Here is a 12,272-nt window from a genome sequence, read left to right on the forward strand (position 1 = left end):
TATTTAATCATTAACTAAGCATCGGTTTAATTTGTGTTTTCGTCAATCTTTTATTGCGGCATTATTTACCGATGATGTTGAATTACTACAGCAGGAAGGTGAAGTGCGGCGCCGGAACGGCCGGTAAATTGCCTGGTGGGGCTTTCCCGATTCACTGGACAGGTGCAAAATACTGTCGGGGACGCACAAGGATCAGCCTGCTGGAGCCGTGTCTGAAACATGGTTTTAGCTCGAGTGCGAGCTGTTTTGTGGCAAAATATGCGTGCTGTCTCCTATTATATGTCTTATATAAGACTTGTTGAGGTACAATAGTCATCAGAGTCGGCGGAGTCGCTCCGCTTCCCTGCAATCAACCTGAATGAGAGTTCTCCATGTTAGCTGCCTACCGCACCCACGTCGCTGAACGTGCCTCCCTTGGTATTCCACCGCTGCCGCTGTCGGCGGCCCAGACCACGGACCTGGTCGAACTCCTGAAGAATCCGCCTGCTGGCGAAGAACAATTCCTGGTCGACCTGATCACCAACCGCGTTCCGGCCGGTGTGGATGATGCGGCCAAAGTCAAATGCGCTTTCCTGTCGGCGGTCGCCAAAGGCACGGAAACCTCGCCGCTGGTGTCGCGCGAGCTGGCTACCCGCTTGCTGGGCACCATGCTGGGCGGCTTCAACATCAAGCCTATGATCGACCTGCTGGACGACGCCGTAGTGGGCGACGTGGCCGCCGAAGGCCTGAAAAAGACCCTGCTGATGTTCGATTACTTCCATGACGTGAAAGAACTGGCCGACAAGGGCAGCGCCCGTGCCAAGGCCGTGATCCAGTCGTGGGCTGACGCCGAGTGGTTCACTTCGCGTCCGGAAGTGCCACAAAGCATGACCCTGACCGTATTCAAAGTGTCGGGCGAAACCAACACCGACGATCTGTCGCCAGCCCCTGACGCGACCACCCGTCCGGACATCCCTATGCACGCTCTGGCGATGCTGAAAAACCCGCGTCCGGGCATCAACCCGGAAGAGCCGGGTAAAGTCGGCCCGATCAAGCAGATCGAAGCGCTGAAAGCCAAAGGCAATCTGGTGGCCTACGTGGGTGATGTGGTTGGTACCGGTTCGTCGCGTAAATCGGCGACCAACTCGGTGCTGTGGTTCACCGGCGAAGACATTCCCTTCATCCCGAACAAGCGTTTCGGCGGCGTCTGCCTCGGCACCAAGATCGCTCCTATCTTCTACAACACCATGGAAGATGCCGGCGCACTGCCGATCGAGCTGGACGTATCGCAAATGGACATGGGCGACGTGATCGAACTGCGTCCATTCGAAGGCAAAGCCCTGAAAAACGGCGCTGTCATCGCTGAATTCAAAGTCAAATCGGACGTGCTGTTCGACGAAGTACGCGCCGGCGGCCGTATTCCCCTGATCATCGGCCGTGGCCTGACCGCCAAAGCCCGCGAAGCGCTGGGCCTGCCAGTATCGACCCTGTTCCGTCTGCCACAAGATCCGGCTGACAGCGGCCGCGGCTTCTCGCTGGCACAGAAAATGGTTGGCCGTGCCTGCGGTCTGCCAGCTGGCAAAGGTATCCGTCCGGGCACCTACTGCGAACCGAAAATGACCACCGTGGGCTCGCAAGATACCACCGGCCCGATGACTCGCGACGAGCTGAAAGATCTGGCTTGCCTGGGCTTCTCGGCCGACATGGTGATGCAGTCGTTCTGCCACACCGCCGCTTATCCGAAAGTGGTGGACGTGAAGATGCACCGCGAACTGCCGACCTTCATCGAAAACCGTGGCGGCGTAGCCCTGCGTCCGGGCGACGGCGTGATCCACTCGTGGCTGAACCGTCTGCTGCTGCCGGACACCGTCGGCACCGGCGGCGATTCGCACACCCGTTTCCCTATCGGTATTTCGTTCCCGGCCGGTTCCGGTCTGGTCGCGTTTGCGGCCGCCACCGGCGTGATGCCGCTGGATATGCCTGAATCGGTACTGGTACGCTTCAAAGGCAAGATGCAGCCGGGCGTCACCCTGCGCGATCTGGTCAATGCGATTCCGCTGTACGCCATCCGTCAGGGTCTGCTGACCGTGGACAAGAAAGGCAAGAAGAACATCTTCTCCGGCCGTATCCTGGAAATCGAAGGTCTGCCAGAACTGAAAGTGGAACAGGCATTCGAACTGTCCGACGCGTCGGCTGAACGTTCGGCTGCCGGTTGCACCGTGCATCTGGATAAAGCGCCTATCATCGAGTACATGACCTCGAACATCACCCTGATGAAGTGGATGATCGCCACCGGCTATCAGGACAAGCGTACGCTGGAACGCCGTATCCAGGCCATGGAAGCATGGCTGGCCAATCCGGAACTGCTGGCGCCGGATGCCGACGCTGAATACGCTGCCGTAATCGAGATCGATCTGGCCGACATCCACGAGCCTATCGTGGCCTGCCCGAACGATCCGGACGACGTCAAAACCCTGGCCGACGTAGCCGGCGCCAAGATCGACGACGTGTTCGTGGGTTCCTGCATGACCAACATCGGTCACTTCCGTGCTGCTTCGAAAGTGCTGGAAGGTAAGTCGGATATTCCGGTCCGTCTGTGGATCGCGCCGCCAACCAAGATGGATGCGCAAGTGCTGACGGCCGAAGGCCACTACGGCACGCTGGGCCGCACCGGCGCCCGTATGGAAATGCCGGGCTGCTCGCTGTGCATGGGTAACCAGGCACAGATCCGCAAGGGCGCCACCGTGATGTCGACCTCGACCCGTAACTTCCCTAACCGTCTGGGTCTGGAAACCAATGTGTATCTGGGTTCGGCCGAACTGGCAGCGGTGTGCTCGGCGCTGGGCCGCATCCCGACCAAGGAAGAGTACATGTCGCAGATCGGCGTGATCGACAAGAACGCTTCGCAGATCTACCGCTACATGAACTTCGACCAGATCGAAGAGTTCCGCAGCGTGGCCGACACCGTCGCCATCAGCAAGTAAATAGCGAACTGCCGGCGTGCTGGCAGTTCTCAGGGCGTCGTCGAATCCGGCGACGCCGATCAACCCGTCAGGTTATCCATGCCTGGCGGGTTTTTTTATTCATGCAATTGGTCAGGGGCGTGTTGCCAACGCTATGGTGTCCTCAGCAATGTTTCATCGCTAGAAGTTACTCATCTGTAGGGAGAGCTGTCGCTTGCGTGCTCTCCTACCCACATCATTAAAGAGGAGTTTCTTTTGAAGATACACACATCCATCCGATCCTATATGCGCGGCGAGGTAGGTAACATCGACTACATCAATCGCAAAGGCTATATTGTCGGGCTGGTCCAGCGCCAGGCCCAGTCGGCGCTTCCGAAGGCGGCGCGTTCGCCTTTTCCTGCCTATAAACTTATGACGGGACTTTGGGGCCGGATCAGCGTTGCCTTGAGCGGTGCTGCCGCCCGACGCGAGCGCGCATGCGGCCGTCTCAATACTTTCAGCGCCACTGATGAAGGGTATAAATCTCCCGATCAAGTAAAGTGGCGTAAGGCGGCCAAGGGAATTGCGGTAGAAAAATTCCAGGCCATCTACAACGCAAGCAATGCCAAACAACGGGACGAAATGTACGCCAAGCTGACAGCTAGCGCCCGCGATGAACTGGAAGATGCGGAATACCCGGGCACATTCGTTTACTAGCTCTTGCTGGCGCCGGTATGCGGCTGTCATGAACTTTCAATGTGAGAAAGTTACAGATGGAACATGCCGGCGTCACGTGCGCCCAACCCGACTAGATATGATTTTCCCCCTATGCATGTTAATTCCTCCTGTCAGCAGACTGCGCATTACTCAGTTTCCCCATCGAGTAAGGGGACAGGGCTGCCCGAGTCAGTGACCTTCTTGTCGAGGACATATTCGGCAGTCTCATCTTCCGGTGTCCGACGCCATCCTTGCAAAGCCATCTTCCTGTTCATGCGCGAGCTGCTCGCCCGTACCATTTCGCCGACCGATGCACTGCACCGGCAGTTGCATGATATCGGCTGGAATGCCGGGGCACGGCTGTCGCACAAGCCTAGCGATGCCCAGTTAAGTTCGATGATTGCGCATATGCGCAGCAAGAGCGGCAGTGCGCTCGATAGTGTGCCCAAGCTGAACATACCGGTGGCCCTGATGGCCGACTCGCTACGCAACATCGCGCCCAGACTGAAGTTTGAGGAGTTGGTCAAGCTCGGCATTCTATTCCCGGTGGTTAACGGCAAAACTGTGCTGCACAATTGTCTCGACGACTTCGTGCTTGATCGCAAGGGAATCGATGCGGTCAAGGCGCCGAATCTGGCGGGCGTAGATTTGCGCAGGGTGGCTGAGCTGGAAGACGTCAATTTTGATAGTGCCGTATTGCACCGGGCCGGTTTCGAACGCGTCAGGCTAGGTAAGGCCCAGTTCAAGGCGGCAGAGCTGCAGAACGCTTCTTTTATGGAGGCAAAGCTGAGCGGGGCGAACTTCGAGGGCGCGACGCTGGATAATGTCAATTTTAGAAATGCCACGCTCACGGGTGCCAGCTTTGCCGGCACGGTGCTGAAGAATGTCGATTTCCGGGGCGCTAATCTGGAAGGCGCAGATTGCCGTGGCGTTACCTTCATCAGCTGTTATTTTGACGCCAACACCCGGGTGGCGGGCGCGGACCTGCGCGACATCTACACCGAGCGGACCGACTGGAGCAATGTCGATTACGACAGCGCGCGATTTTTCGATCAGGTCAGCGATGACGGTCAGCCGAGCACAGCGGAAATGCTGGCGTCCGCAATGAAGCTGCTGGGGCTGGAAGGTCAGCTGACGGTGGAGCAAGTCAACCACCGGTTCCGTGAGCTTGCTCTGGCGATCCATCCCGATAAGCTGCAAGGCGCGCAGGCGGACAAGGGCGGCGATAACTTTAACCGTTTGCGTGTCGCCCGCGATGTATTGCTGGCGCATCTGAGCCCTAAAGTGACGCAGCCAGCATCCGCCGATGGCCCTGCGGGGCCGCAAACGACGCTCTACCTGCTGACTGAGCGCTAGCCGCCGCGCGGGAGAAACTTTACTCGCTAGGCTATGCCGGCCCGGGTCTGGCCAGTGCAGGACTATTGGCCGGCCAGCGCTCCCAGCGCCAGCGTCTTGAGGGCGCGGATCAGCGAAGTTTCATCGGGCGGCACGCCTTCGGGAGCAGCGCGGGCGCGGTCGGCATACAGCAGGCCTATGCAATTGCCCTTGATCTGCAGCGGCAGTACGATAAAGCTGGCCGCGTCTGGCAGCAGAGCACGGTGCCATTCGGGCAGCAGTGGCACGATCTTGCTGTTGGCGGCATCGGCGATCATCAGGTCGGCATTGTTTTCCATCGCCAGATGGAACAGGTCGCCACCACTTTCAAGCGGAAACACAAAACCGGCGCTACGCGGCAGCTGCTGTTCGCCTACTGCCACGCGCGCGCGGAAGCTGGCGTTGGCGGGATCTTTCAGGCACAGCGTGGCAAAGCGGAAGCCCATGCTGTCACACAGGGTCTGCAAGATGGCGGGAATGATCAGGCCCGGCTTATTCTGGCCCGACGCCGCGCTGCGGGTAATCTGCTGCACCCCGCTGAGCAGCAGGTCGCGTGCATGATAGGGCTTGCCGCTAGAGTAGTAGCCGGTGCCCGGCGTGGCCGGCGCCATCGCCGCTTCTTCCAGCAGGCCGGACAGGCCGGCCATGGCGCCAGCCGGCGGCAGATAGGGGCGCATATCGAGCCCGGCCAGCATGTTGCCGACGTCCTGACGGACCTTGCCGATCAGGCGCCGCAGGCTGCCCAGATCCAGCTGCAAGGCCGCGCCGTAGAATTGCAGCAGGCGTGCCATCTGGGCACCGTCGGCCGGTTGCTGGCGCGCGATCAGACGGCCCAGTTCGACGCTGAAGGACACAGTCTGGCGCAGCCAGAGGGCGCGGTTGGCGGTGCTCTTGCACGGCTCGGCGGGCAGCGCTTCGACCGTATTGATGATGGCGTCCGGCATATGCCACTCTTTTAGAATAGCAATCGACATGCTTTCGTAGCTGCAGCCGAGCACGATGGTTTCCGCCTGTGTCTGCGTCACTTTACCGGACGCCGCCAGTTCGGCGATGTTTTCATACAGCCGGTGTTCATGCGATGCCACCACCAGTGTGCCAAGATTGCGGAACAGGGCGCCGATGGCGGCTTCCTCGCCAGCCTGAAAGCCGCCGTTGCGGTCCAGTTCGCGTGCAATCAGGCTGGCATACAGCGATACTTCCAGTTCGAAGCGCACGCTATGGGCGTGCGGAGTATTGGCCAGCGTCTCCAGCAGCAGCACGCTCATGGCGGCATTCTTGACGCCATTGAAGCCAACCACGCCGATGGCGCGGCGGATGGTGGTGATGGGGGTGCCGCTGGCCTTGCGATAGGCTTGCGAGTTGGCCAGACGCAGGATCTTCTGGCACAGCGCCGTATCCGACATCACGTAATGGGCCAGATCGATGGCCCCCTCCTGGTCGAGGTCGACCAGTTGCACCACCTGCATGATGACGGCACCGAGCGCCAACAGGCGGTCATCGACACTGATGCTTTTGACCAGCTTGCGGCTGCGGACACGCGCTTCGGTCCGCACGGATGTTGGTTCTGCCTGCATGCTTCAGTCCTTTTCCCGGCAATGGGTTGCTGCCGATTGATGGTTCTTTGGTAAATGTTGAAATTGGTTTAATTTCACACAATGCAAGTCAGTAATTAATAAAATTGATGAAGTCTAGTTGATTTTTTGAAAGATTTCAAATTTACATGGTGCGCGCTTCACCCGCCTGTCGCAAGGGCAGCACGCTGTCGCTGCGTTGCCTAGCAATTCGCGCCCGCGCTGCGTTGTGCCGTGTAATATGTAGGCTATGCAATCTGCACGGAAGAGGAGTGATGGCGATGCGAAAAATTCTTGCCGCCGGTCTGGTGCTGCTGACCGGCGTGACACCCGTAGTTCAGGCCAAGGGTTGCCTGAAAGGCGCCGTGGTGGGGGGCGTGGTGGGGCATGTGGCTGGCAAGCATGCTGTGGCTGGCGCCGTGGTCGGTTGCGTGGCGGGCCGGCATATGGCGAAACAGAAGGACAAACAGCAGAAGGAAGAGCAAGCGGCGCGCAAGCAGCAGAGTGCGCCTGTGCAAGCAGAGCCCGCCAAATGATGGCTGTGTCTATCTGCCACCCTGAGCGCGGCTAGGTGCTGCCTCTTATGGACTGGTGGTGCTCCGGCCAGCCGGTGCCTGCTGGGCAGTCTGCGCGGCTGCCCAGGCTATACCTGCCGCCGGTGCTGGTGCTGCTACTGGTACTGCTTATGCCTGCATGGGCCGACAGTACGCCAGCCCAGCCGGGGCTGCGCTTTATTCCTACCCAGCTGGGCGATGCTATACCGGACGGTGTGGTGACCGCCCTGGCGCAGGACGAACGTGGCTATATCTGGGCCGGTGGCCCTACTGGGCTGGCCCGTTTCGACGGCTACCGCTTCCAGCGCTTCAGCCTTAAAACCGATGCGGCCAGCGTAGAAAAAATGGGTTTTGTTACGGCCATCGTACCGGCCGGAGCGGGCCGACTGTGGGCCGGACTGGTTACTGTCGGCCTGGCCGGCGTGGACACCGATAGTGGCCGCTCGGTGTTTTACCAGCACGATCCGGGTGACGCAGCCTCGCTCACGCAGGGCGTAGTTCGGGCACTGGCACGCGAGCCGCAGGGCGGGTTGTGGATCGCCACTTCGGGCGGCGGTGTCGATTATCTGCCTGCCGGTAGCCGCCAGTTCCGCCATTTTCGCGGTGCCGCAGCAGGTTTGCCCAGCGACTGGATGTTTGCGCTGCTGGTGGACCGGCAGGGCGATGTGTGGGCTGGCGGGCGTCAGGGGCTGGTGCGCAAGGCGCGCAATAGCCCGCGTTTCGAAGCGCTGGCCGCAGAACCGGAACAGCTGCAGGATCTGGCGCGCGACGCCGTCACCATGCTGTATCAGGATAGCGCAGGCCTGATCTGGGTCGGCACCCAGAACGGCCGCCTGCTGACGGTGGACCCGCAACTGCCCCGGCTGCGCAGCGTCGCGCGCGAGCAGGACGACCGCGCCGGGCCGGTGAATGCCATGCTTGCCGCCGATGCGCAGACTCTGTGGGTAGGGCGCGGCAATGGCATCGATGTGCGCGATGCCCTGACTGGCCAGCTGCGCCAGCGCCTGACACACCGGCGCGACCAGCCCAACTCGCTGCCCGGCGCCGATGTGCGCGGTCTGGTGCGCGACGCCTCCGGTGTGCTGTTTGTCGGCGAATATGGCGGCGGCGTGCAGCGCTACGTGCCGCCGCTGCCCGGAATTAGCGTGCTGGTGCCCGACGGCAGCGACCCGCAGGCCGACATCAGCGTGCGCAGTGTGCTGCAGCTGGAAAATGGCGAAGTCTGGCTGGGCCGTTCCGAGGGCGGCGTGGCGATACTCGATAGCGCTCTGCGGCTGAACGGCCATCTGGCGCTGCCGCGCCCGGCGCAGGCTGGCGCCAGCCCCGTCACGGCCATGGTGCAAAGCCGTTCCGGCCAGATCTGGCTGGGCGCCGATTACGCGCTGTACCAGTTCGATGCGCAGCGCCGCCTGCTGCGCAGCTATGACACGGGGGGCGGCAAAGTGCGCCGTCTGCTGTTCGAGCCGGACGGCGCGCTGCTGATTGCAACGCAGGACGGCGTGCTGCGGCTGGCGGCTGGCGCCAATACCCTGACGCCGCAAACGCTGGCGCAGGGCGGGCCGCTGCGCGGCTATGTGGATGTGCTCGATCTGGACGCAGCGGGGCGCATATGGGTGGGGAGTGTGGATGGGCTGTACTGGCGCGCAGCCGGCCAAGCGGGCCTGCACAAGCTGCAATCCTATCCCGATGCGCAGGCCGCCGCATGGTCGGTGAAAGGCTTGCTGTCCGCTGACGGCATGCTCTGGTGCGAGACCGATAACGGTTTATACCGTATCGACCAGATCGACGGCCAGCGTGCCCGCTATACGCTGGTGATACCGGTGCGTGCCGGTAGCCAGCGCAGCATAGGCGCCAATCTGCTGAGCGACCGGCAGGGCCGCATCTGGTCGCATCGCGGCATCTATGCGCCGGCCAGCGGCAAGTTTTACGAATTCAGTCCGGCCGACGGCGTGGATTTCGGCACCGGCTGGTTCCGGTCCTACAGTGCCCTGAGCGATGGCCGCATGCTGTTTGGCGGTAGTGCCGGTCTGTTACTGATCGATCCTGCGCGCTATGTGCCCTGGGCCTATCAGCCGCCGGTGGTGCTGACGCGGCTCCGTGCAGGTGAGGCGGACGTGGCAGCGCCGCTTGAGGGCGGGCTACAGGTAGGCCCGCAACAGCGTAGTTTGCGGGTGGAATTTGCCGCGCTCGATTACAGTTATCCCGAAGGCTTGCGCTACCGCTATCAGTTGCAGGGCCACGACGAGGCCTGGCGCGAAACAGATGCCACGCTGCGGGTGGCCAGCTATGACCAGTTGGCGCCGGGCCGCTATACTCTGCAGATACAAGGCAGCAACCGGGTAGGGCAATGGAGCCCGCGCACAGTCACGCTGGCGCTGCAAGTACTGCCGCGCTGGTGGGAAACCTGGTGGGCCCGTAGCGCAGGGGCGCTGCTGGCGCTGACCGTGCTGATGGCGTTGCTGCAATGGCGTACCGGCCACCTGCGGCGGCGCAAGCAGATGCTGGAAGTGAGCGTCAGCGAGCGTACCGCACAGCTGCAGCAGGTGTCGGCAGCGCTGGAAGCCAAGACGGTGGCGCTGGAGCAGGCCAGCGTTACTGATCCGCTGACGGGTTTGCATAACCGTCGCTTCCTGACCGAACATATCGATAGCGATATTGCGCAGTCGCTGCGCCGTTATGCCGAGCAGGAGCGGCGCGGCCTGCAAGTGGGTGACGATAGCGATCTGATCTTTTTCCTGATCGACATCGACCACTTCAAACCCGTCAACGACCAGTACGGCCATGCTGCCGGCGACGCTGTGCTGCAGCAGATGCGCGCACGCCTGTTATCGATATTCCGCGACAGCGATTACCTGATCCGCTGGGGCGGAGAAGAATTCCTGATTGTAGCCCGTGCCACCCACCGCAGCCGGGCACCGGGACTGGCCGAACGGGCCCGCTTCGCAGTGGCCAGCCAGCCTTTCGTGCTGCCCGATGGTACGGCGCTGGCGAAAACCTGTTCTATCGGCTATGCCTGCTTCCCGCTTTGTGTTGCACAGCCGCAGGCCGTAGGCTGGCCCGTGCTGGTAGAGATGGCGGATGCCGCGCTGTACCATGTCAAGCACCAAGGCCGCGACGGCTGGTGCGGAGTCAGTGCCGTCCATAGCGACGATGCGGTGGGCCTGCAGGAGCTGGTGCGGCAGGAGCTGCGCCAGTGGCAGGCGCTGCCCGGGGTGGAGTTGCACTGTTCGTCGGGGGTAGGGATGGCGCCTCTGGCCTAGCGGCCGGGGCGCCTGTAGCGGGGCACTGCGCTCGGGCTTATTGCGTCGAGTAGCCCAGCGCAGGGCGGCGCGGGCCGCCCAGTGCCCGCTGTCGGGCTGGCGCCATCAGCACCAGCTGCGGGCGCAGGGTGAAGTGGCTGATCAGCTCGCTGAGGGCATTGGCCTGTTCGTTCATGGCGGCGGCAGCGGCGGCAGACTGCTCGACCAGCGCGGCGTTCTGCTGCGTCATGGTATCCATTTCACTCATTGCCTGATTAACCTGATGCAGGCCGGCACTCTGCTGCATGCCGGCATCAGCGATTTCGGCGATGACCTGCGCCACCTGATCGATACCGCTGACGATATGTTCCATGGCACTGCCAGCCTGATCGACCAGCGCGCCGCCCTGATTGACCTGGGCGACCGAATCATCGATCAGGGTTTTGATTTCTTTGGCCGCCGCCGCCGAGCGCTGGGCCAGAGTCCGTACTTCGCTAGCCACGACAGCGAAGCCGCGGCCTTGCTCGCCGGCGCGGGCAGCTTCCACGGCTGCATTGAGTGCCAGTATATTGGTCTGGAAGGCCAGACCGTCGATGACGGAAATAATATCGACGATACGGGTGGAGGAGGCATTGATGGCAGCCATGGTGGTGACCACCTGCGCAACCACGGCACCGCCATCACGGGCGGTCTGGGCTGCCTCAGCCGCCAGCTGCCGTGCATGGGTCGTGTGTTCGCTATTGTTCTGGACCGTACCGGTAAGCTCTTCCAGCGAAGCGGCGGTTTCTTCCAGCGTACCGGCCTGCTGCTCGGTGCGGCCTGACAGGTCCATATTGCCGCTGGCGATTTCGCCGGAAGCGGTCTGGATAGCCGTGGCACCATTCTGAACTTCCCCGATGATGTCGTTGAGCTTGTCGCTCATGGTGTGCAGAGCGCGCTGGAGCTGGCCAATTTCATCATTGGCGGTCGTGCTATCCTGATAGGTCAGGTCGCCGGCTGCGACCGTGTCGGCCAGCACGACAGCTTCACGTAAAGCCGTGATCAGACGTTTGACCAGCATGGCGCCGCCAGTGCAAATGGCGGCAGTGAGCGTCAGCGTGAGTAGCAGCGACATCCAGATGGCGCTTTTGTGGGCGGCCTCGGCGCGCTGCGAGCCCGCCGCTGCCAGTTCGACGTTATAGGCACGGTGAGCCGTGATGGCATTCTCGGCGCGGCTGATCAGGGCTTGCATGGCAAGCTGCTGATTGCGCGCTTCCGCCACATTACCCTGATTAGACAGTTGCAGCACCTGGTCGCGCGCGGGGTAGTACTGGCGGATGGACTGTTTCACCTGATCCAGCAACTGCTGGTCTTTGGCGTCGGAAATATCTTCCTTTTCGTAGCGGGCAATGGCTTCAGCCAGAGCGCGTTCGGCGGCGGCAATATCCTTGCCATCCTGAGCCTTTTCGTCAGCGTCGCTGGCGGCCAGATGTTTCCACGCTGAAATTCGCATACGGAACAGCGCCTGGTTGACATTGTCTATCTGCTCAACACTGGGCAGGGAGTTGATGTTGGCATAGTTGGCCGCCTCGAAGACGGTACTGATCTGGATGAAACTGATGGTGCCAAGGGCGATCATGCCTAAGGTGGCCGTGGCGAGCAGTAGATAGAGTTTTTTTGCAAATGTCATGGAAGTGCTCCGGATTAAGTGAACTATTGCTGTGTGTAAATTTTACTCGGTAAAAATGCCTAAATCAATAAATTTGATTAAATCTTTCCGCGATTTATAGGGGCGGAATTGTAAAATTTCCTGTATTTGTACAAAGCTCTCTCTGGTCGGCTGTAATCACGGCGGTTTTTCCATGCGACGCAAGCTAGTAACTGAATGCAAGCAAAGAGTTGAATTTGTCGTTTTTA

At 61.0% G+C, this 12,272-nt stretch carries 7 protein-coding genes; 5 read left to right on the forward strand and 2 right to left on the reverse strand.

The annotated features are described in order from the left end of the window. The first annotated feature begins 371 nt into the window (after window positions 1-371). The 3 genes from GTP27_RS08985 (at window position 372) to GTP27_RS08995 (ending at window position 4,994) form a co-directional block, all read left to right on the forward strand. Complete coding sequence (locus GTP27_RS08985; protein ID WP_161038854.1) at window positions 372-2,963, forward strand: bifunctional aconitate hydratase 2/2-methylisocitrate dehydratase; 2,592 nt, start codon at window positions 372-374, stop codon at window positions 2,961-2,963. A 234-nt stretch (window positions 2,964-3,197) separates the two neighbouring features. Further along, window positions 3,198-3,638: a hypothetical protein gene (locus GTP27_RS08990; protein WP_161038855.1), complete on the forward strand. Its 441-nt coding sequence runs from the start codon at window positions 3,198-3,200 to the stop codon at window positions 3,636-3,638. Between the two features lie 273 nt (window positions 3,639-3,911). Then, a complete protein-coding gene (locus tag GTP27_RS08995) occupies window positions 3,912-4,994 on the forward strand; it encodes a pentapeptide repeat-containing protein (RefSeq protein WP_161038856.1) in 1,083 nt (360 codons plus the stop codon). A 62-nt stretch (window positions 4,995-5,056) separates the two neighbouring features. Here the strand turns inward: GTP27_RS08995 and GTP27_RS09000 are convergent, their stop codons facing one another. Beyond that, window positions 5,057-6,586, reverse strand: coding sequence for an HDOD domain-containing protein (locus GTP27_RS09000; protein WP_161038857.1), 1,530 nt, complete (start codon window positions 6,584-6,586; stop codon window positions 5,057-5,059). 278 nt (window positions 6,587-6,864) lie between these two features. On the opposite strand from GTP27_RS09000, the gene GTP27_RS09005 reads away from it, so the two are divergent. After that, complete coding sequence (locus tag GTP27_RS09005) at window positions 6,865-7,119, forward strand: hypothetical protein (protein ID WP_161038858.1); 255 nt, start codon at window positions 6,865-6,867, stop codon at window positions 7,117-7,119. Between the two features lie 47 nt (window positions 7,120-7,166). Continuing rightward, the gene (locus GTP27_RS09010; RefSeq protein WP_161038859.1) at window positions 7,167-10,397 is read left to right on the forward strand and encodes a diguanylate cyclase; all 3,231 of its coding nucleotides are present in this window, start codon (window positions 7,167-7,169) and stop codon (window positions 10,395-10,397) included. A gap of 37 nt (window positions 10,398-10,434) precedes the next feature. Here GTP27_RS09010 and GTP27_RS09015 read toward each other — a convergent pair whose 3' ends face one another. Then, window positions 10,435-12,045 carry a methyl-accepting chemotaxis protein gene (locus tag GTP27_RS09015; protein WP_229633575.1) on the reverse strand — a complete coding sequence of 537 codons (1,611 nt, stop codon included), beginning with the start codon at window positions 12,043-12,045 and terminating at the stop codon, window positions 10,435-10,437. Window positions 12,046-12,272: the final 227 nt, after the last annotated feature.

The organism is Duganella qianjiadongensis (assembly GCF_009857915.1).
Classification (GTDB): Bacteria; Pseudomonadota; Gammaproteobacteria; order Burkholderiales; family Burkholderiaceae_D; genus Rugamonas; species Rugamonas qianjiadongensis.

Bases quoted from the DNA above. Each gene is read 5' to 3' on its own strand.
- GTP27_RS08985 (WP_161038854.1), top strand. From the start codon at position 372: ATGTTAGCTGCCTACCGCACCCACGTCGCTGAACGTGCCTCCCTTGGT.
- GTP27_RS08995 (WP_161038856.1), top strand. From the start codon at position 3,912: ATGCGCGAGCTGCTCGCCCGTACCATTTCGCCGACCGATGCACTGCAC.
- GTP27_RS09000 (WP_161038857.1), bottom strand. From the start codon at position 6,586: ATGCAGGCAGAACCAACATCCGTGCGGACCGAAGCGCGTGTCCGCAGC.
- GTP27_RS09005 (WP_161038858.1), top strand. From the start codon at position 6,865: ATGCGAAAAATTCTTGCCGCCGGTCTGGTGCTGCTGACCGGCGTGACA.
- GTP27_RS09010 (WP_161038859.1), top strand. From the start codon at position 7,167: ATGGACTGGTGGTGCTCCGGCCAGCCGGTGCCTGCTGGGCAGTCTGCG.
- GTP27_RS09015 (WP_229633575.1), bottom strand. From the start codon at position 12,045: ATGACATTTGCAAAAAAACTCTATCTACTGCTCGCCACGGCCACCTTA.